The sequence below is a fragment of the Mesorhizobium sp. WSM4871 genome (assembly GCF_055811295.1).
Map to the genome: position 1 here is coordinate 51,934 of NZ_JBVVPU010000010.1, position 18,188 is coordinate 70,121.

The following is an 18,188-nucleotide window of genomic DNA, read 5'->3' on the forward strand; positions in this document are numbered from 1 at the left end:
TATATCTCTAATGGCGATTTCCTATTGAAATGATTATCGCAATATGCGATATTCGTTTCAGATGAAAACGCTTGTTATTCAGGCTCTCGCCGCCAAGGCCTTGCGTAGGCATAAAGCAGACGCGGACCGCATCATTGCCAAGATGGAGGCCTATGCTGCAGATCCCGGGTCCTTGGCGAACAAGGTCATCACGATGCAGGGCTCGACGCATCGCAGGCTGCGCGTTGGCGATTTCCGGGTGATATTCGAGGAGACGGCAACGGAAGTGATCGTCACCAAGATCGGCCCTCGCGGCTCGGTCTACGATTGACGGACACACTGAGAGGTAAGGCACATGAGCAAGAGCACGACCTATCTGGTGACACCGGGCGGCGAGGAACTCGCCGTGTTGCCCCGCCGCGATTATGAAGTGATGAAGGAAGCAGTAGAGCACGCCGTGGCTCTGGGTGACTACCGCTCCGGCCGTGTGCCCGGCCTTACCGCCGATGAAACTCGCGCCTTGGTCGGCGCCGTATCGCCGCTCGCCTTCTGGCGCGGCTATCGCAGCATGACCCAGAGTGAACTGGCCAAGAAGGCCGGCATCGCCCAGAATTATCTTTCTGATATCGAGAATAGCAAACGCGCTGGTGACGTTGGCCTTTGGATGCGCCTCGCCCGTGCCCTCGATCTTCCAATTGAGGTGATTGTCGACGATGAGGATTAACGCATGTCGTCGACAACGACATGCAAAAAAACAGAGATTTAAGCGCGGATGGGTGCTGAGAATTCGGGAGTTGATTTTTTTCATTGACCTCAATCCAGCTTGAGGTTGTAGACCTCCGGTCCAAGGTGCGTGGTGCGCCTGTCTGTGATCGGAGCTACGGAAAATGAATCAACTGAATCAAAAGCTTGGCAATGACAGCGTATTCAGGGTCGACAAGTTCGTCGTCCCGGCCGAGGCTCGCGAGGAGATACTGCGCAAGGTCAGGGCGACGCATGAATTGCTGCGCCTTCAGCAAGGCTTCGTGCAGGATTTCCTGCTCGAGCAATTCTCGGGGCCAGGCGAATTCAACCTCGTCACCATCGTCGAATGGGAGAACCAGGCGGCCATCGACAACGTCGTGCCGATCGTCAAGGCGGCGCATGAGCGGGCGGGCTTCAACCCGCAGGAGACAATCGCCCGGCTTGGCGTGCGGGCCGACATCGCCAACTATCAGCGCTTGCCCGAGTTGTAGGAAGGTTAGCCCGCGCCTGGCGCCGGGTGAGCCAGCCACTCCCACTGCTGCGTTGCGGGAAGGGGGGCTTTCGGCTATTGAGGCCGGACCTGAAACAGGGACCGCCCCCATCCCATGAGCCCCAATCCATGAGCCTCGTCGATACGATCAAGAATGCGTTCGTTCCGATCCACCGCGAGGGCTATCCCTTTATTGCCGCCTTCGGCGCGGCGACGCTGGTGCTTGGATATTTCTCCACGTTCCTATTCTGGGTTGGCCTCATACTGACGGCGTGGTGCGCCTATTTCTTCCGCGATCCAGAGCGCGTCACGCCCGTCGACGACCGGCTGGTGGTGAGCCCCGCCGACGGCATCATCTCGGCGGTCGGCCCAGCCGTGCCGCCGCGTGAGCTTGGTCTCGGCAACGGCGAGATGACCCGTATCTCGGTGTTCATGAACGTCTTTTCCTGCCATGTGAACCGTGCTCCGGTGCGCGGCCGCATTTCCAGGATCGAGCACCGGCCGGGCAAATTCCTCAATGCCGAACTCGACAAGGCAAGCTCCGAGAACGAGCGCAACGGGCTGGTTATCGACAGCCCCAACGGCACGGTGGCGGCGGTGCAGGTCGCCGGGCTGGTGGCGCGGCGCATCGTCTGCTGGGCCGAGCCCGGCAACGCGGTTGCCATCGGCGAACGTTTCGGGCTGATCCGCTTCGGCTCGCGCGTCGACGTGTTCCTGCCGTCGACCGCGACGCCGCGCGTTGCCGTCGGCCAGACCGCAGTCGGCGGCGAGACCGTATTGGCCGAGTTCGGCGGCGTTGCCGCGACGCCGCTCGTGCGGATTTCCTGACCGGTGGGCGCGCCGTTCAAGAAATTCGAGGCGCATGCCAGCGGCGGCCCGCGCATCCGCGAAATCCCGATGCGCATGGTGCTGCCCAACCTCGTCACCGTGCTTGCCATCTGCGCCGGCCTGTCCGGCATCCGCTTCGGCTTCGAAGGGCGCTTCGAGCCGGCGGTGGTCATGGTGCTGCTTGCCGCCTTTCTCGACGGTATCGACGGCCGCCTGGCGCGGATGCTGAAGGCGACCTCCAAATTCGGCGCGCAGATGGATTCGCTGGCCGACATCGTCAATTTCGGCGTCGCCCCGGCTTTGGTCCTCTATGCCTTCCTGCTCGATCGCGCCGGCTCGCCGGGCTGGATCGCGGCGCTGTTGTTCACCATTGCCTGCGGACTGAGGCTTGCCCGTTTCAACGTGCTTGACGAGGAGAAGACCGAACGGCCGCTTTGGCAAAGCGAATATTTCGTCGGCGTACCGGCGCCGGCCGGCGCCGTGCTGGTCATGCTGCCGCTATACCTCTATTTCCTGCGCCTTGGCCTGGAGCCGAGCCGCCTGGCCGCCTTCATCGGCACCGGCTTCACCATCCTCGTCGCCTTCCTGCTTGTCAGCCGGCTGCCGGTCTACTCCGGCAAGAGCATACGCATACCGGGCGACAAGGTGTTGCCGGTTATCCTCGGCGTCGTCCTCTATGTGCTGCTGCTGATGACCTATCCCTGGTACACGCTGACCGCGTCGGTCGCCGGTTATCTGATCTTCCTGCCGTTCAGCGTGCGTGCCTATACCAGGCGTGCCAAGCGCGAGGGCGAGAAGGTTCCACCTTCTGATATCGGCTAGCAAAGCTCTCGCTCAGGGCTCTTCAACGGCCCTTGTCGGAACCTGCCGGGCATCTTGACCGTTCTGTTCTCGCGCGCGAGTTGCGGCGTCAGCAATTGTGAGAGGCGCAACCCTCACGAGCACTTCGCCCGCGCGCCCCGCAAGCTTCTGAATCAGGCAGGAACTGAAGAGGAGCGTGAAGAAATGGCTGTCATCGTCATTGGTGCGTTGCTCACCGTCGCCGGCATTGTGTACATGGCGGGCGCGGCCCTCAGGCGCGGGCGGCTCAGCGATCCGGCGCCTGTCTCGGCGTCGGATCGCCCGACGCCAAATCTCGCAACGCCAGGGCCGACACTTGAACCGAGGCGGCGCGGGCTTGGTTTCCTAAGCCTGTCGCAGAATTGGCCGGGCCTGTTGATGATGGGGGTCGGCGTCATTCTGCTATTGTCGGTGGTGGTCCTTTAGAGTTCGAAAACCATTCATCTGTATCGCCGAACAAATTCCCGACAAGGTCCGGCCTCAAGCAGCCGCGCTCAGCCCCAGCCTGTCGATCGCCAGCTTGCGGGTCGAGACATAGTCGGTCTTGCCAGAACCCAGCGCCGGGATCTCTTCGACCTTGACGATGTCGTTGGGCACCATCAATTCGGCGGCACCTGCCTTCTTGCCGAACTTGCGCAGTTCTTCCGCGTCGGCGGCTTCGGCGGTGGTGACCAAAACGATGCGCTCGCCGCGCCTCTTGTCCGGCACCGAGACCGCGGCATGCCGTTCTTCCGGCCACAGCGACTGCACCAGCATCTCCACCGCGCCCAGAGATACCATCTCGCCGGCGATCTTGGCGAAACGCTTGGCGCGGCCGCGAATGGTGATGAAGCCCTCGCGATCGACCGAAACGATGTCGCCGGTGTCGTGCCAGCCATCGAGCGGCTGCAATTCGCCGGGCCGGTCCGCGGTCATGTAGCCCATCATCAAATTGGGTCCATTGAGCCACAATTGCCCGGCATCGCTGATGCCTTCGACCGGTTGCAGCTTCATGCGTATCGCCGGCAGCAGGCGCCCGACCGTGCCGTCGCGGCCGTGGATGGCGGTGTTGACGGCGACCACGGGTGCTGCCTCGGTCAGTCCGAAGCCTTCGATGATCTCGGCCTGGAAACGCTGGCGGTAGACGCGGCGCGTCTCCGGCTTCACCGCCTCGGCGCCGGCGACGACGAAGCGCAGGCTGGAGAAATCGCCGTCCTTGGCGGTGCGCGCATAATTGGCGAGGAAGGTGTCGGTGCCGAACATGACGGTCGGCCGCACCTTGCGCGCGATCTCCGGGATGATCTTGTAGTGAAGCGGCGAGGGATAGAGGAACAGCCTTACCCCGGTGACCAGCGGCAGGATGGTGCCGCCCGTCAGGCCGAAGGAGTGGAACACCGGCAGCACGTTGAGCAGGATATCGGCCGGCGAGATGGTGATGCGGGCCTCGGCCTGCATGGCGTTGGCGTAGAGGTTCCGGTGCGACAGCAGCACCGCCTTGGGCGTGCCTTCCGAGCCTGACGTGAACAGGATCACCGCCGGTTTGGCCGCGTCCTGCCGTTGCAGCGGCCAGCGCCAGCGCAAGGCTGCCGCGAACTTCTCCAGCGCGGTCACGCTTTCGCGGATATCCTCCAGCCACAACAGCTTGGCGCCACCCTTCTCGACCGCCGCGACGATGTCGGCAAGGTCGGCCTTCTCGACGAAGGCGCGGGACGAAACCACCGTGCGGATCACCGCCGTGCGCACGGCTGCGGTAACGCTGGCCGGCCCCGCGGTGTAATTGATCATCGCCGCTACCCGGCCGGCCGAGAGCAGGCCGACGAAAGACAACACGACGCCATTGGCATTAGGCAGAAGCAGCCCGACCGCTTCGCCCGGCGCGGTTACAGCCTCGAAGCGACGGCCCAGCACCCGCGCGCCGATGAACAGTTTTCGGTAGCTCAGCGCGCCCGAGATGACGTCCTCGACGATCGGGTGCGAGCCGCCGACGCGGTCGGCGGCGTCACGCATGGCCAGGAACAGGCCGCGATCGAGATCGCTGCCGAACAGCCGGGCCTCGGCAACGCGGTCGAACAGCGCATTGGTGTTCGAGGCCTGGTCGGGGTTTCGCGCCACGAGCTCGGCGATGGTCAATGGCTCCAGCACGCTGATCGACAGGCGCGCAAACCAGTGGCGCGGCGCCTTGTCCGCCGGCGTCAGCGACGCCGGCAAGGTGCGCGTACCGGCGACGAAGATCGGCACGATGCTGGCGTTGGCTTGCATGGCGATGCGGGTGACGGCGCGAAACAGACGAAACGTCTTGACGTCGGGCTCGACCGCGTCGGGCAGGTAGACGGCGAGTCGGCCCTTGCCCTTCAGCACTCGTACCAGCCGGCGGCTGACGAAGACATGCTCGGCATTGAAGGCGATGGTGCGGCCAAGCTCGCGCCACGGCTCCAGCCAGGGAGACCGCGCCGAGACATCGTCGAGGATGTGCAAAGTGTCGTCAGGCAACAACGACAGCATCAGCGCCGGCTCGATACGCGACTGGTGGGAGATGACATAGATGACCGGGGCCGTCGCTTTGCGCGCGATCTTGATGCGGTCGTCGCCGATTCGGTAGGCAAGCTTGAACGGCACATAGAGCAGCGCCTGGGTAAAGCGCAGGCCGAGGCGGAACTTTTCCACCACGCCGATCAGCAGCCAGGCCGCAACGAGGCCCGCAAGCAACGCCAGTGTCAGGATCATTGCCGCATCTCTCCCAACGGTTTTTCGCATCGCGGCTCTTTCACGGCCGCTTCGGGGGGAGAACCTAGCGAAAGTGCGGGAGACGTCAATGCGGAGTGAGTGCGCTCTGACCTTCTCCTGCATAGGAAAGGGAAGTCGGTCTCCTCACGCTGCCTTCAATCTGCCGCTGATGAAGCGGAATTCCTGCGACTTGCCGCCGAAACCATAGGCGGCGGCCGGAACTTCGTGCACCAGGGCGTAGCTTTCCTCGTGCACATTTCCCAGGATTTGGCCGAAGGCGGCAAAGATCGCTCGCAGATAAGCCTCCAGCTCGAGCTTCGTGTTGGTGCCGTCGACGACCTTGATGTCGAGCCAGAAAGTGTTGGCGCTATGCTCGGCCAGTGATTTGCCGCCGGCGAACCAGTGTTGCGGCTCGAGATAGGTGATCGCGACCGCGGTAATCGTCGGGTCCTTGCGCAGATGCGTGGCGGTCAGCCCGGTGACTTCCCTGGCGATTGTCGCGGACAAGGCGGCGTCCGGCTTGCCGGTGACGCTGACATTGATGATCGGCATTTTTCTCTCCTTGGTTTGGGACGGACGGCTATCAACCGCCGAACAAACCATGCCATTACGACCACATCAAAAAAATCAAATTGTTTTCAAGTAAAGGTTTGATAATACCGAACTATGCAGATGCTCGACCCAGACCTCCTGAAAACCTTCCTCGCTTTCGTCGACGGCGGCTCGCTGGCACGGGCGGCGACGATCGTCGGCCGCTCGCCCTCGGCCGTCACCACGCAGATGCAACGGCTTGAGGAAACCGTCGGCGAGCAGCTTCTGACGCCACAGGGCAGGGGCCGCGGCCTGACACCGGCGGGCGAGGATCTCGTCGGCCACGCCAGGCGCATCCTGGCGGCTCATCGCGAGGCTTGGCTGGCGCTGAAGGGTGCGCGGGCTGCCGGGCACGTCGCCATCGGCACGACACAGGATTTCGCCGACAGCGATTTGCCGGACCTGCTGCGGGCCTTCGCCGTCAGCCATCCGCGCGTCAGGATCGAATTGCGCGTCGGCCGCTCCGCCGAATTGACCCAGGCGCTGCAGGCCGGTGGTCTCGATCTGGCGATCGCCATGCGCCAAGCCCCCGCATCGGACGAAGTCGGCCTGCTCAGGGAACCGATGGTCTGGCTCTGTTCGCAAAAGGGATTGGCGGTGCGCCAGGACGAGATACCGCTGGCGCTGCTCGATCCGCATTGCGGCTTTCGCGAAGCGGCGATCGCCGCACTTGATGCGGCGGGCCGCCGTTATCGCATCGCCGCTGGTAGCGCCAGCCTGGCCGGCCTGCGCACGGCCGTGAATGCCGGCATCGCGCTGACGTTGAGGACGGCGCGCTTCGCCCACTCCGGCATCGTCGAAGCGCCGCGCGATCTTGCCCTACCAGCGGTTCCGATTGCCGAATTCGCCATTCGGCTGCGCAAGGGCGCCGACCGGCCGGCGCAGGATCTTGCCGCGCTGTTCAGCGGCAGTCTTTCAATGTCCGCCTGACCGTAGCAAAGAGTGGGCGCCCGCAAGAATGAGCGCTGCAAAGAAAAAGCCGACCTTGCGGTCGGCTGGAGGTTAGACGGGTCGAGGGGTTTGGGGGGACTTGGGGGTGACCCGTCGCACCTACAATGTCTGAGCCCGACGATGGTTCCATGACTTTGCAGTTTATTTCGGCCAAGGTTTTAGCACGATCAGGGTGCCGCGCCTTTCCTTGCCACGAGCCAGTCGCGTCCGGCATGGGCGAATACGGCGCAGAGCACGATCACGCCGCCAATCATGCTCGCGGCAGGCGGGATCTCGGCCAGGAACAGGAAAGCGAACAAGATCGCGAACGGCACTTCGGCCGACCCCAGCAAGCCGGATTCGGGCGCCGGGATCAGCCGCGAGCCCTCCGTCCACAGGATCGAGGCCATCGCGAAGGAAGCGCCGAACGTGGCGAGCAGCACGGCGTCCCGGGCCGAAACGGCTAGCGGATCGGTGACGAACCAGCCGAGCAGAAAGAGAAGGAAGGCCGAAACCGCGCCGGCCCACACGACAGGTGTGTCGCGAAAGGCGCGTACCATGATCATGTAAAACGCGCTGCTGATGGTCATCAGTAGCGCCAGACCGTCACCCAGGAGATGACCGGTACCGAAGCCGGACCCGACCATTATCGCCACGCCACACAGCGACACCGCCGCGGCAGCCAACGTTTGCATGCGGAACGGCTCGCGCACCAGGATGAAGGCAAGCAGCGCGGTGATGAAGGGCGCCGTGGCATAGATGACCGCGACATTGGCGACATAGGTGAATTTGAACGCAGCGATGAAGGCGATGCTGGCCAGCACTCCCTCGACGGCCAGCAGCCAGCCTCGCCAGCCAAGGCGCAGGCTTTCGCGCCCGCCGGAAAGGTGGCGGCGCCACAGCACATAGAGCGTGATCAGGATCGAGCCGACAAACCCGCGCCAGCAGGTGATGATCAGCGGATCGGCATGGATCGACTTGGTCAGCACGCCGGTGAGGCCGAAGACAGCCGCCGACGCCGAAACCAGAGTGATGCCAAGGGTTCGCTCGGCGGCGGTGTCGGTGGTGCCCGGCATGCTGGAAGCCTCCGTCATTTCGCCAGACTACGCCGTCTCGTGCTGACACCATACTGTCAGCAGGGATACCTGATCCTACAGCCGCTTGCGGAAATGTTCATTGCCGATGATCAGCAGGCCGGCCGTGAAGATCAGGGCAGCCTTGGCCGCGGGACACTTCGAACGTCGCTGTTGACTTGGCCCCTGGGTCAGCCCCGATAAGAAAGCGGTCAGCCGGCAACAAGGTGATTCCATGCGCTCCTCCGCCCAGTTCCTGAACGCTTCCGAAGCCGCCAGCCGGCTCGGCGTGTCGGCCAAGGCCCTGCGGCTCTATGAGCAGCGAGGCCTGATCGCTCCGATCCGCACCGCGGCCGGATGGCGGGCCTACGGTCCTGTCGAGATGAGCCGCGCGGCCGAGATCGCGGCATTGCGCGGCCTTGGCTTCAGCCTGGCCCAGGTGGCGAGGGTGGTGGAGGGCGACGCCAGAGGCATGGAGTCAGCCTTGGCCGCGCACCAGGCGATCCTCGAAGGCCGGCTGCGCCAGCTTGTCGGCATCATCGAGAAGATCGGCAGCCTGCGGGACGGCCTCGCTCGAGGCAAAGCGCCAACCATTGCTGAACTGGCGCGCCTGATGATGCCAGATACCGGGCCTGACGTCGCTTTCGACCTTCCCTGGCCTTGGGGTGGCGAGCGGTTCGAGCTGGGACCGGTTCGGACGCTGAACTACATCATCGGTCCGCTGGGCAGCGGCAAGACCCGGCTGGCGCGGCGCCTTGCCGAGAGCCTGCCCAACAGCGCCTTCCTTGGCCTGGACCGTCTGGCGGACGGATGTGCTGTGGCTCTTGCCCGCATGGAGGCCGATCCGGCTCTGAGGGCGCGGGTCGACCGGACGCTGGCCTGGCTGGTCGAGGATGGCGCCGCGGTGTCGGACGCACTGCTTGCCCTCCTTGCCGGATTGGAGGCCGAGGGTCCTGCTAGCCTGGTCGTCGACATGATCGAGCAGGGGCTGGACCAGGCTTCCCAGGAGGCGCTGATTGCCCATCTGCGCCGCCGTGGCCCCGATGGCCGGCCGCTTTTCCTGCTCACGCGCTCCTGCGCCATCCTGGACCTGGCGGCTGTCGGGGCCGACGAAGCGATCATCCTCTGCCCCGCCAATCACAGCCCGCCAACCTATGTCGCCCCATTCCCCGGCACTCCTGGCTACGAGGCCGTTGTCACCTGCCTGGCCTCGCCTGAGGTGCGAGCCCGGACGGAGGGCGTCATTGCCTGGCGGCCGCAAGTCGCTTGAATCTCTTAAAGCATTGCAGCGACGTGTTCACTGCGTCACCCTATAAAGTTCCGAAGCGGCCTCTTTCAGCGCACGCCGGCCGTCCAGCCTGAAATACATCATGTGCCCGCCCTCCACGACATCGAGGCGGATGGGTTTTGCATCGGTGAGCGACGGGATCTGGTTCACCAGATAGCGCGAGGCCAGATAGGGCGTGACGAGGTCGGTGTAGCCGTTGACGATCACGACGCCGAGCGCGGGGTTCAACGAGCGCGCCCGCTGCAGATCGTCCATCACCCCGGCATAGCCTTGCCGCGAGGTGCCATAATCCCAATTGCGGCTGATCTCGCCGTTGAGCAAGCGGTAGCTGACGTCGGTGCGGTAGTTCAGCTCGTCGCTGATATAGCCGGTGAAGGCCGAGGTCAGCACTGGCACGCTGCGGTCGAGCACCGGATCCGGACCGGCGATGCGGGCGCTCTCTGGCGCGATATCCGCCGTGGCGATCGTGCCGTCATAGGGACTGAGCACCTTGCCGTTGGCGCGGGCAAACTCCCTTGCGAACAGCCCGGTCGGGATACGGGCGAAATTCCGCTGGACGAGTTCAAGCGGCAGGCCGGTGATGTCGGCCACGCGTTGGCTGGCCACACGCCCGCCTTGTTCCAGTCCGCTGGCTAAGGCCGTAAGATAGCCGCTCAGCGCATAGTGCTCGACCTCGGCGAGCTTCTCCTGAAGCGCATGGCCGGTAATGCCTTCGCTACCCAGGCGCACCGCCGCGAGCGACGGCAGTTCGAGCGCCCAGTGCAGGGGTTCGAACTCGTCGGGTTGCACCAGCATGAACTCCAGCGCCGGCGAGATCAATACGATGCCGCTCGGGCTGATGCCGACATCTTCCTGCAAGGTCCTGGCGAGCAGTGCCGCCCGGAACCCGCCATAGCTTTCGCCGGCGAGGAACAGCGGCGATCCGGTACGGCCGTTCTGCGCAAGATAGAGCCGGATGAAGGCGCCTATCGAACTGGCATCCTGGTTGACGCCCCAGAAATCGTGCGTGTTTTGGCCAGGCGCCTCGCGGCTGTAACCGGTTCCGACGGGATCGACGAAGACAAGGTCGGTCATGTCGAGCCAGCTGTCTGGATTGTCGGTGAGTTTTTGCGGCGAGGGCAGGAATTGCCCATCGTTTCCGGTGGCGATTACGCGCGGGCCGAGCGCGCCGAGATGCAGATAGGCGGACGCCGCTCCGGGGCCGCCGTTGAACACGAAGGTGATCGGACGCCGCGGCTCCTTCGCCTCGTCGTCTGGCGGCCGCCTGACATAGGCGACATAGAATATCTCCGCCGTGACCTCGCCCTTGCCGGAAAGCAGGGACAACGTGCCGGCCTTTGCCTGATAGTCGAGCTTGCGCCCGGCCAGCGTGATCGAATGGTCTGTAGTCTGCGGTGGCGGCAGCAGCGACAGCACGCCGCCTGTGGGCGCGGGGCGCTCAGCCGTTTCGGCCAGGACAGGCTGCGCGAAGGCGGCAAGCACCAGCAGGATGAGGGGGACCAGTTTCAGCTTGAACGGCATGACAGCTCCGCGAGAACAACTCCCGCATAGGTATGGCCGAGGCGATCGAAGTCAAAGGAAATGGTCTGTGCGGTCCAGGCGATCTGCCACTTCGGTTTCGCACAAACACTGCGGCTGCTATCAAGGCGCGAAAGACTGTCGAAAGGAATGGAAATGGACGTGACCGCACTCAAGGCCATGCAGGCGCCGCTGAAGGAGGCCTATCGGGACGATGCGTCGCGCGCGCTGATCACGCTAAGGGCCAAGGGCTCGATCGATGACGAGTCGATCGCTTGCAAGGTCGAGACGGGCAGGGCGCTTGCCGTTGCCGGCCTGCATCCAGCAACCGGCGGTTCCGGGCTCGAACTCTGCTCGGGCGACATGCTGCTGGAGGCACTGGTCGCCTGCGCCGGTGTAACGTTGAAGGCGGTGGCGACGGCGCTGGAATTCAAGCTCGGCGCCGCCACGGTGGAAGCCGAAGGCGATCTCGATTTTCGCGGCACGCTTGGCGTGGCAAAAGATGCGCCGGTCGGCTTCCGCGCCATCCGGCTTAATTTCGGCCTCGACACCGACGAGCCGCAGGAGCGCATCGATGCGCTGCTTAAGCTCACCGAACGCTATTGCGTGGTGTTCCAGACCATCAACCAGAAGCCTGAATTGACGGTAAGCGCACGACGCTGAAGCACCAATCTCCCCCCTTGAGGGGGAGATGTCGCCGAAGGCGACAGAGGGGGTCGGTACGTCCTGACGCGGCTCTCCATCACGGACAAAGGAGGTCGGCGCTCCAGGCGAGACGACCCCCTCTGGCCTGCCGGCCATCTCCCCCTCAAGGGGGGAGATCAAGCTTCCCTACTGTGCCGATGGCTCCTCGGCGTCGCCTTCATCGGTGAAGGGCGAAGCGCTCGGCACGCACTGCACTGCCCAGCCTGCCGGCGTCGGCTGCTTCTGGTACTCGGTGACGGCGTTGGTGCATTGTTCGCGGGTGTCGAAGGTGCTGGGCAGCACGACCATGCCGCCTTGCGGACCGGCGATCACCAGATACCAGACCAAAGCTACGCTCGAAGCCGCCATGGGAATTTCCTCGCTGTGATTGTTGTGGGAGTCGCGGCGATCCTATCAACTCCGCATGACAGACGAAAGCGCGGCCGGGGCGCGGCGATGCGCCACGGCATCACAGCCACGTGATAGCGCGATCCTTTCCGATTTCCGGAAAGGGTCATGCGTTAAGCGTTTGCGAATACCGGTTCAGTTCGTTGCAAAGCAATAGAACAGGCCGTCGCCGCCGGTGCCCTTCAGCGCGTCCTGGCTGCAGCCGCCGCGCGAGGCGTGCGAGGAGTTCCACGATTTGGCGGCGGCCGAATCGTCGAGGCCCATACGGTCATGATGACCCACCATCGCCACACCTTCGGCCCCGCTCATCGTCCAGTCGCCGCAGGTCTGGTCGGCGATCTTCGTGCCATCGGGCTTGGAGCCGGTCAGTATGTCGTGCCGGTTGGGTTTGTCGCCGCGGCCGTTGACGACCTCGCCCTTTTCGTCGAGCGCTGTCTGCTTGGTGATGGCGTTGGCGTCGCTGTGCAGCGAAGCGACGTCGTCGGCGATCTTGACGCCCTTGGCGTCGAACCACGGCCCCTTGCCGATGCGGTCGCGTGCATCGGTATCGCTGGTCGAGAGATAGGCAGCCCAGGTCTTGCCGGTGACGCCGACGGCTTCAGCCAGCGAGGCGCAATGCGCGTCCGCACCCTTCAACCCACCGAGATCGGCACCCTTGCCGGATCCCACGCTGGTGACGAAGAAACTCATCGTCGCATCCTGTGCCGAGGCAACGCCGGCGGCTGCAAGCAAGGTGGCGGCGGTAACGAGAAGCAGTCTGCGCATGATGGTCCTCCGGTTTCGAATGTTACATTCGAAGAACGTAGCCGGAGGCCTGTTTCATCCCTCTTGAAGTCGAGTTTATTCCGGCTGCCGGTAGGCGACAAAGCGGTTGTGCTTGGCCTGGAAGATCAGCCCGGTTTCTTTCAGATCGGGGCTCGCCAGCGGCACGATGCGCTTGGCGATCTCAGACGGGTGCGGCAGCGTTTCCGGATCCTCGCCAGGCACGGCCTGCGCACGCATGGCGGTTCGGGTGGCGCCGGGGTCGGCGGCGTTGACGCGTAGCGCCGAGTTTTCCGCCTCATGCGCCCAGGAGCGCATCATGGTTTCGACCGCTGCCTTCGAGGCCGCATAGGGCGCCCAGAAGGCGCGCGCAGAATGCGCGGCGTTGGACGACAGGATGATGGCGCGGCCGGCGTCGGAGAGCCTCAGCAGCGGGTCGACCGAGCGGATCAGCCGCCAGGTCGAGGTGACGTTGATGGTCATCACCTTCTCGAAGGTCTTGGCCTCGACATGGCCGATCGGCGAGATGACGCCGAGCACGGCGGCGTTGGCGACCAGGATGTCGAGCTTGCCCCAGCGCTCATGAATGGCGCCGCCCAGCCGGTCGATGCCTGCCATGTCGGCAAGGTCGAGCGGCACCAGCGTGGCTTGTCCGCCGGCCGCCTTGATCTGGTCGTCGAGTTCCTCCAGCCCGCCGACGGTGCGCGCGACCGCAATCACATGCGCACCGGCGGCGGCCAGTTCCTTGGCGATGAAATAACCGATGCCGCGCGAGGCACCGGTGACGACCGCGACGCGGCCGGAGAGGTCGAGGGTCATGCTTGAACTTTCGTGAGGTCGGCGTGTAGCACCCCCCTCTGCCCTGCCGGGCATCTCCCCCTCAAGGGGGGAGATTGGCCCTCATCAGGCTCAGCACCCGTTCTGCGACAGTCGCGATTGGCGAAAGTCGACAGTTCAGCCGATCTCCCCCCTTGAGGGGGAGATGCCCGGCAGGGCAGAGGGGGGTAACCTGGCGAAGACAAATGGTGATCCGGCAACCCTAAGCCCCGCTCGCCGCCAGCAGCGACAGCGTGCGTACATTGTCGGAGCCTTCGAAGTCGGCAAGCCGCGTCGGGTATTGCCCGGTAAAACAGGCGTCGCAGAATTGCGGCTGCTCATTGTCGCGGCCTGCTTCGCCGACGGCGCGGTAGAGCCCGTCGATAGTGAGGAAGCCGAGCGAATCGACGCGGATGAAATCGGCCATCTCCTCCACCGACATGCGTGATGCCAAAAGCTTCGATTTCTCCGGCGTGTCGACGCCATAAAAGCACGAGGCGCGCGTCGGCGGCGAGGCGATGCGCATATGCACTTCCTTGGCGCCGGCGTCGCGCACCATCTGCACGATCTTCTGGCTGGTGGTGCCGCGCACGATCGAGTCATCGACCAGCACCACGCGCTTGCCTTCGATCATGCGGCGGTTGGCATTGTGCTTGAGCTTGACGCCCATGTGGCGGATCGAATCGCCCGGCTGAATGAAGGTGCGGCCGACATAGTGGTTGCGGATGATGCCAAGCTCGAACGGAATGCCCGCGGCCTGGGAAAAACCGATTGCCGCCGGCGTGCCCGAATCCGGCACCGGCACGACGATGTCAGCCTCCACGGGGCTTTCGAGCGCCAGCTCGGCGCCGATGCGCTTGCGCACCTCATAGACGTTGCGGCCCTCGACCGAGGAATCCGGTCGCGCGAAATAGACATATTCGAAAATGCAGAAGCGGTTCTTCTGCGGCTCGAAGGGGAACAAGCTCTCAATGCCCTTGGCGGTGACGACGACCATCTCGCCGGGCTTCAGGTCGCGCACGAAACGCGCGCCGATGATGTCGAGCGCGCAGGTTTCGGAAGCCAGGATCCAGGCGCCGTCGAGATCGCCCAGCACCAGCGGGCGGATGCCTAGCGGATCGCGGCAGCCGATCATCTTCTTGGCCGTCATCGCCACCAGCGAGAAGGCGCCTTCGACCTGGCGCACCGCGTCGATGAAGCGCGAATTCAGGTCGCGCTCCTTTGAGGTGGCGACCAGATGCAGGATCGTCTCGGTGTCGGAGGTCGACGAAAAGATCGCGCCCTGTTTCTGCAGCGCGCGCTGCACGGTCATGGCGTTGGTGAGGTTGCCATTGTGGGCGACGGCGAAGCCGCCGTCGGCGAGTTCGGCGAAAAATGGCTGGATGTTGCGCAGGCCGGCGCCACCGGTGGTGGCGTAGCGCGTGTGACCGATGGCGCGGTTGCCTTGCAGGCTGTCGATGACATGCTGCTTGGTGAAGGTGTCGCCGATCAGGCCGACATGGCGTTCGACATGGAACTGGGTGCCGTCATAGGAAACGATTCCGGCCGCTTCCTGGCCGCGATGCTGGAGCGCATGCAGACCGAGCGTGACGATGGCCGCGGCGTCCTGCCGGCCGAAAATGCCGAACACGCCGCATTCGTCATGGAAATGGTCGTCGGCTTCGGCGGAAAGCACGTCGTCTGCGTCTGCCATCTCTTAGAGCCTCATTGTGGAAAGGCGTCATATAATGCAGTCGGTCAGTCAATGCCACTGGCAAATCAGAATGCCGCGTTGTTATGCTTGTCAACTATTCGGTAGCGTTGTCCTCCACACAGGTCGTTGCAAATGCAGGATGAACCGGACGAGGCCGAAGAAGAAGCTTGGTGCGAATCGCAACGCCAATACGTGCTCGGTTATCTGGGTCGCGAGAATTTGAAACATGGCAGGGTGGGAGAATGGCCTGCCTGGCATGTTTATCCGTATGTTGCGGTTTGGGCGATCGAAAGCATCGAGCATCCAGAGTGGGTTGGTTGGTGGGCAATCTCTGGCGACCTACCAACCGACTACATCAGCTGCGGACCGGACGGGACTCCTCGGGCCGCCGTTCGGGACTTCGGCTTGCGCTGGAAGGAAGTGGCGGCAGCAATGGCTGAAGGACGAGAGCACGAAGAATTTACAACCGGCGGCCCTGAACACGCCACAACATTGGCGCCTCTGCTTCGATCGAGGGCAAAGATACTGCTCGACTGGGCGAGTGACGATAGCGTTTGGGAAGATGATCCCGAAGCGCCCTCGAAAGCTTGACCCAATGCGCTGAGGTAGAACTTCAGTTTGCCGGCGCCGGAGTGGCGGGTGGGGTGGCTGGGGCGTTGTCGGCCGGAGGCACGTCGGTTTCGCTGTCGTCTGGCGCCGGGGCTTCGTCGCCGGTTGCCGGCGCATCAGCCGCAGGCGCATCGGGAGCCGCCGGCGTCTCGGCGCCGGCCTCGGGCGCGGCCGGCTGATTCGGGTTGAGCTGCTTGAGGATGGTGTTTTCCGGATCCTCGGGCAGCATGCTTTCGAGCTTGGCGCCGATCGATTCCAGCAGCGGCCGCGATTTGGCGTTGGCGACCCAGCCTGGAGCCTTGGTGCCGGCCAGCCAGTTGAAGAACAGCAAGGCCACCGCGACGACCAGGATGCCGCGCGCCGCGCCATAGAGGAAGCCCAGCGTGCGGTCGAGCGCGCCGATCCTGGAATCGATGATCCAGTCGGCGAGCTTCATGGTGATGACGGAAACCACGATGAGCGCAATGACGAAGACGATGCCGGCGGACGCCGCCATGGCGGCCTTCTCATTGTCGATATAGGGCTGAACGTAAGGCAGGACCGGCTTGTACAGGAAGAATGCCGCCGCCGCCGCTGCTATCCAGGCGATGATGGACAGGATCTCGCGTGAAAAGCCGCGAACCATGGCGAGCATCGCCGAGACCAGGGTGAAGCCGACGAGAATTCCGTCAAGCAGCGTAATCGGCATGTCTTTGCCCCCACTCCGATCTCTTTTTCACAACTCGGGCGAGTCGCGTCACTCTTGCTCGTCGGCGCGGCTGCGCCGTGAGCCGGCTATCCGCGCCACGAGGTCGGCCAGTTCGGTGGGCTGGAAAGCACCGGCCCCTATCCCCGCGGCTCCATTGCCACCAACAAGTTCCTCGCTGCCCAAGGGCAGGACCGCACTTCCAAAACCCAGCTTTTCGGCTTCCTTGAGGCGCTGCTGCGCGTGCGCAACCGGCCTCACGGCGCCCGAAAGGCTGATTTCGCCGAAATAGACGCAATCGGCCGGAAGGGCAAGACCGGTGAGCGACGAAACCAGTGCAGCGGCAACCGCGAGATCGGCGGCGGGCTCCGTGATGCGGTAGCCGCCGGCGACGTTGAGATAGACGTCGTGCGTGCCGAAGCGGACCCCGCAATGGGCTTCGAGAACGGCGAGGATCATCGACAGCCGGGCGCCGTCCCAGCCGACGACGGCGCGGCGCGGCGTGCCCAGCGACGATGGCGCCACCAGCGCCTGGATCTCGACCAGCACCGGCCGCGTGCCTTCCATGCCGGCAAAAACCGCCGCTCCCGGCGATTTCGCATGGCGTTCGCCGAGAAAGAGTTCGGACGGATTGGCGACCTCGCGCAGGCCCTTGTCCGACATTTCGAAAACGCCGATTTCGTCGGTCGGTCCGAACCGGTTCTTGACCGTGCGCAGGATGCGGTAGTGGTGGCCGCCTTCGCCCTCGAAATAGAGCACGGCGTCGACCATGTGCTCGACCACGCGCGGCCCGGCGATCTGGCCTTCCTTGGTGACGTGGCCGACGAGCACGATCGCCGCCCCTGTGGATTTCGCATAGCGGATCATCGCCTGGGCGGCAGCGCGCACCTGTGTGACGGTGCCGGGCGCCGAATCGGCCATGTCGGTCCACAAGGTCTGGATCGAATCGAGGATCACCAGGTCCGGCCGCTTGCCGTCGGCGATTGTGGCCAGGATGTCCTCGACATTGGTCTCGGCCGCCAGCTCCACCGGGGTGTCGGCAACGCCGAGCCGCTGCGCCCGCAACCTGATCTGGGCGACGGCCTCTTCGCCCGAGACATAGACGATGCGGTGGCCCTTTGCCGCGAGCGCCGCGGCAGCCTGGGTCAACAGCGTCGACTTGCCGATCCCCGGATCGCCGCCGACCAGAAGTGCGGAACCGCGGACAAAACCGCCGCCGGTGGCGCGGTCGAGCTCGCCGATGCCGGAAACGATGCGCGGCGCATCCTCGATGTCGCCCGACAGGCTGGTCAGCACCACGGCGCGGCCCTTGCGGGCGTTACGGGTGTTGGCCGGGCCTGAACCTATACCGCCTGCCGTGCCTTCCTCGACCAGCGTGTTCCACTCGCCGCAGGCATCGCATTTGCCGGCCCAGCGCTGATGCACCGATCCGCAATTCTGGCAGATGAATTGGACGCGCGATTTGGCCATCAGGCGTGGCCCGGTGTGGCAGATGCAAACGATGGATAGGCCGGCGGGACAGCGCCCCCCTCTTTCCTGCCGGACAT

At 64.2% G+C, this 18,188-nt stretch carries 21 protein-coding genes; 10 read left to right on the plus strand and 11 right to left on the minus strand.

Annotation, left to right across the window (positions count from 1 at the left end):
* The first annotated feature begins 61 nt into the window (after nucleotides 1-61).
* The 6 genes from AC0L2H_RS20780 (at nucleotide 62) to AC0L2H_RS20805 (ending at nucleotide 3,307) form a co-directional block, all read left to right on the plus strand.
* Nucleotides 62-310, plus strand: coding sequence for a type II toxin-antitoxin system RelE family toxin (locus AC0L2H_RS20780; RefSeq protein WP_473591964.1), 249 nt, complete (start codon nucleotides 62-64; stop codon nucleotides 308-310).
* 24 nt (nucleotides 311-334) lie between these two features.
* Nucleotides 335-703: a helix-turn-helix transcriptional regulator gene (locus AC0L2H_RS20785; RefSeq protein WP_473591965.1), complete on the plus strand. Its 369-nt coding sequence runs from the start codon at nucleotides 335-337 to the stop codon at nucleotides 701-703.
* A gap of 163 nt (nucleotides 704-866) precedes the next feature.
* On the plus strand, nucleotides 867-1,214 hold the full coding sequence (locus AC0L2H_RS20790) for an antibiotic biosynthesis monooxygenase (RefSeq protein ID WP_473591966.1): 348 nt from the start codon (nucleotides 867-869) through the stop codon (nucleotides 1,212-1,214).
* Between the two features lie 89 nt (nucleotides 1,215-1,303).
* Complete coding sequence (locus tag AC0L2H_RS20795) at nucleotides 1,304-2,041, plus strand: phosphatidylserine decarboxylase (protein ID WP_473592179.1); 738 nt, start codon at nucleotides 1,304-1,306, stop codon at nucleotides 2,039-2,041.
* Nucleotides 2,042-2,044: 3 nt separating this feature from the next.
* Complete coding sequence (locus AC0L2H_RS20800) at nucleotides 2,045-2,863, plus strand: CDP-alcohol phosphatidyltransferase family protein (RefSeq protein ID WP_473591967.1); 819 nt, start codon at nucleotides 2,045-2,047, stop codon at nucleotides 2,861-2,863.
* Between the two features lie 54 nt (nucleotides 2,864-2,917).
* Nucleotides 2,918-3,307 (plus strand): hypothetical protein, encoded by a 390-nt coding sequence (locus AC0L2H_RS20805; protein ID WP_473591968.1) that lies wholly within the window; start codon nucleotides 2,918-2,920, stop codon nucleotides 3,305-3,307.
* A gap of 54 nt (nucleotides 3,308-3,361) precedes the next feature.
* On the opposite strand, the gene AC0L2H_RS20810 is transcribed toward AC0L2H_RS20805, so the two are convergent.
* Complete coding sequence (locus tag AC0L2H_RS20810) at nucleotides 3,362-5,584, minus strand: AMP-binding protein (protein WP_473591969.1); 2,223 nt, start codon at nucleotides 5,582-5,584, stop codon at nucleotides 3,362-3,364.
* 144 nt (nucleotides 5,585-5,728) lie between these two features.
* The gene (locus tag AC0L2H_RS20815) at nucleotides 5,729-6,136 is read right to left on the minus strand and encodes a tautomerase family protein (RefSeq protein ID WP_473591970.1); all 408 of its coding nucleotides are present in this window, start codon (nucleotides 6,134-6,136) and stop codon (nucleotides 5,729-5,731) included.
* Between the two features lie 114 nt (nucleotides 6,137-6,250).
* Between AC0L2H_RS20815 and AC0L2H_RS20820 the strand changes: the two genes are divergently transcribed.
* On the plus strand, nucleotides 6,251-7,105 hold the full coding sequence (locus AC0L2H_RS20820) for a LysR substrate-binding domain-containing protein (RefSeq protein ID WP_473591971.1): 855 nt from the start codon (nucleotides 6,251-6,253) through the stop codon (nucleotides 7,103-7,105).
* Between the two features lie 188 nt (nucleotides 7,106-7,293).
* Here AC0L2H_RS20820 and AC0L2H_RS20825 read toward each other — a convergent pair whose 3' ends face one another.
* Together AC0L2H_RS20825 and AC0L2H_RS20830 are read right to left on the minus strand one after the other, a co-directional pair.
* A complete protein-coding gene (locus tag AC0L2H_RS20825) occupies nucleotides 7,294-8,181 on the minus strand; it encodes a DMT family transporter (protein ID WP_473591972.1) in 888 nt (295 codons plus the stop codon).
* A gap of 75 nt (nucleotides 8,182-8,256) precedes the next feature.
* On the minus strand, nucleotides 8,257-8,415 hold the full coding sequence (locus tag AC0L2H_RS20830; protein WP_473591973.1) for a hypothetical protein: 159 nt from the start codon (nucleotides 8,413-8,415) through the stop codon (nucleotides 8,257-8,259).
* Between AC0L2H_RS20830 and AC0L2H_RS20835 the strand changes: the two genes are divergently transcribed.
* A complete protein-coding gene (locus tag AC0L2H_RS20835; protein ID WP_473591974.1) occupies nucleotides 8,414-9,448 on the plus strand; it encodes a MerR family transcriptional regulator in 1,035 nt (344 codons plus the stop codon). The genes AC0L2H_RS20830 and AC0L2H_RS20835 overlap by 2 nt on opposite strands.
* Before the next feature lie 27 nt (nucleotides 9,449-9,475).
* Here the strand turns inward: AC0L2H_RS20835 and AC0L2H_RS20840 are convergent, their stop codons facing one another.
* Entirely contained in the window at nucleotides 9,476-10,987 is a 1,512-nt protein-coding gene (locus AC0L2H_RS20840) for a S10 family peptidase (protein ID WP_473591975.1), read from the minus strand.
* Between the two features lie 153 nt (nucleotides 10,988-11,140).
* On the opposite strand from AC0L2H_RS20840, the gene AC0L2H_RS20845 reads away from it, so the two are divergent.
* Nucleotides 11,141-11,647 carry an OsmC family protein gene (locus AC0L2H_RS20845; RefSeq protein WP_473591976.1) on the plus strand — a complete coding sequence of 169 codons (507 nt, stop codon included), beginning with the start codon at nucleotides 11,141-11,143 and terminating at the stop codon, nucleotides 11,645-11,647.
* A 168-nt stretch (nucleotides 11,648-11,815) separates the two neighbouring features.
* On the opposite strand, the gene AC0L2H_RS20850 is transcribed toward AC0L2H_RS20845, so the two are convergent.
* The 4 genes from AC0L2H_RS20850 to purF all read right to left on the minus strand — a co-directional run bounded on the left by AC0L2H_RS20850 (nucleotide 11,816) and on the right by purF (nucleotide 15,347).
* A complete protein-coding gene (locus tag AC0L2H_RS20850; protein ID WP_097573434.1) occupies nucleotides 11,816-12,037 on the minus strand; it encodes a hypothetical protein in 222 nt (73 codons plus the stop codon).
* A gap of 174 nt (nucleotides 12,038-12,211) precedes the next feature.
* Entirely contained in the window at nucleotides 12,212-12,841 is a 630-nt protein-coding gene (locus AC0L2H_RS20855; protein ID WP_473591977.1) for a hypothetical protein, read from the minus strand.
* Nucleotides 12,842-12,916: 75 nt separating this feature from the next.
* The gene (locus AC0L2H_RS20860) at nucleotides 12,917-13,657 is read right to left on the minus strand and encodes an SDR family NAD(P)-dependent oxidoreductase (RefSeq protein WP_473591978.1); all 741 of its coding nucleotides are present in this window, start codon (nucleotides 13,655-13,657) and stop codon (nucleotides 12,917-12,919) included.
* Nucleotides 13,658-13,877: 220 nt separating this feature from the next.
* Nucleotides 13,878-15,347: an amidophosphoribosyltransferase gene (purF, locus tag AC0L2H_RS20865; protein ID WP_473591979.1), complete on the minus strand. Its 1,470-nt coding sequence runs from the start codon at nucleotides 15,345-15,347 to the stop codon at nucleotides 13,878-13,880.
* Nucleotides 15,348-15,479: 132 nt separating this feature from the next.
* Here purF and AC0L2H_RS20870 point away from each other — a divergent pair, with 132 nt between their 5' ends.
* Entirely contained in the window at nucleotides 15,480-15,938 is a 459-nt protein-coding gene (locus AC0L2H_RS20870; protein ID WP_473591980.1) for a DUF4826 family protein, read from the plus strand.
* A 22-nt stretch (nucleotides 15,939-15,960) separates the two neighbouring features.
* Here the strand turns inward: AC0L2H_RS20870 and AC0L2H_RS20875 are convergent, their stop codons facing one another.
* Both AC0L2H_RS20875 and radA read right to left on the minus strand, forming a co-directional pair.
* Nucleotides 15,961-16,644: a CvpA family protein gene (locus AC0L2H_RS20875; protein WP_473591981.1), complete on the minus strand. Its 684-nt coding sequence runs from the start codon at nucleotides 16,642-16,644 to the stop codon at nucleotides 15,961-15,963.
* Nucleotides 16,645-16,692: 48 nt separating this feature from the next.
* The gene (gene radA, locus AC0L2H_RS20880; RefSeq protein ID WP_473591982.1) at nucleotides 16,693-18,111 is read right to left on the minus strand and encodes a DNA repair protein RadA; all 1,419 of its coding nucleotides are present in this window, start codon (nucleotides 18,109-18,111) and stop codon (nucleotides 16,693-16,695) included.
* Nucleotides 18,112-18,188 lie beyond the last annotated feature (77 nt).

What these genes read in the sequence shown, in the direction of transcription:
- AC0L2H_RS20840 (WP_473591975.1), bottom strand. Translation starts at nt 10,987, where the DNA reads ATGCCGTTCAAGCTGAAACTGGTCCCCCTCATCCTGCTGGTGCTTGCC.
- AC0L2H_RS20860 (WP_473591978.1), bottom strand. Translation starts at nt 13,657, where the DNA reads ATGACCCTCGACCTCTCCGGCCGCGTCGCGGTCGTCACCGGTGCCTCG.
- AC0L2H_RS20815 (WP_473591970.1), bottom strand. Translation starts at nt 6,136, where the DNA reads ATGCCGATCATCAATGTCAGCGTCACCGGCAAGCCGGACGCCGCCTTG.
- AC0L2H_RS20820 (WP_473591971.1), top strand. Translation starts at nt 6,251, where the DNA reads ATGCAGATGCTCGACCCAGACCTCCTGAAAACCTTCCTCGCTTTCGTC.
- AC0L2H_RS20780 (WP_473591964.1), top strand. Translation starts at nt 62, where the DNA reads ATGAAAACGCTTGTTATTCAGGCTCTCGCCGCCAAGGCCTTGCGTAGG.
- AC0L2H_RS20875 (WP_473591981.1), bottom strand. Translation starts at nt 16,644, where the DNA reads ATGCCGATTACGCTGCTTGACGGAATTCTCGTCGGCTTCACCCTGGTC.
- AC0L2H_RS20810 (WP_473591969.1), bottom strand. Translation starts at nt 5,584, where the DNA reads ATGATCCTGACACTGGCGTTGCTTGCGGGCCTCGTTGCGGCCTGGCTG.
- purF (WP_473591979.1), bottom strand. Translation starts at nt 15,347, where the DNA reads ATGGCAGACGCAGACGACGTGCTTTCCGCCGAAGCCGACGACCATTTC.
- AC0L2H_RS20870 (WP_473591980.1), top strand. Translation starts at nt 15,480, where the DNA reads ATGCAGGATGAACCGGACGAGGCCGAAGAAGAAGCTTGGTGCGAATCG.
- radA (WP_473591982.1), bottom strand. Translation starts at nt 18,111, where the DNA reads ATGGCCAAATCGCGCGTCCAATTCATCTGCCAGAATTGCGGATCGGTG.
- AC0L2H_RS20830 (WP_473591973.1), bottom strand. Translation starts at nt 8,415, where the DNA reads ATGGAATCACCTTGTTGCCGGCTGACCGCTTTCTTATCGGGGCTGACC.
- AC0L2H_RS20785 (WP_473591965.1), top strand. Translation starts at nt 335, where the DNA reads ATGAGCAAGAGCACGACCTATCTGGTGACACCGGGCGGCGAGGAACTC.
- AC0L2H_RS20835 (WP_473591974.1), top strand. Translation starts at nt 8,414, where the DNA reads ATGCGCTCCTCCGCCCAGTTCCTGAACGCTTCCGAAGCCGCCAGCCGG.
- AC0L2H_RS20855 (WP_473591977.1), bottom strand. Translation starts at nt 12,841, where the DNA reads ATGCGCAGACTGCTTCTCGTTACCGCCGCCACCTTGCTTGCAGCCGCC.
- AC0L2H_RS20790 (WP_473591966.1), top strand. Translation starts at nt 867, where the DNA reads ATGAATCAACTGAATCAAAAGCTTGGCAATGACAGCGTATTCAGGGTC.
- AC0L2H_RS20850 (WP_097573434.1), bottom strand. Translation starts at nt 12,037, where the DNA reads ATGGCGGCTTCGAGCGTAGCTTTGGTCTGGTATCTGGTGATCGCCGGT.
- AC0L2H_RS20825 (WP_473591972.1), bottom strand. Translation starts at nt 8,181, where the DNA reads ATGCCGGGCACCACCGACACCGCCGCCGAGCGAACCCTTGGCATCACT.
- AC0L2H_RS20845 (WP_473591976.1), top strand. Translation starts at nt 11,141, where the DNA reads ATGGACGTGACCGCACTCAAGGCCATGCAGGCGCCGCTGAAGGAGGCC.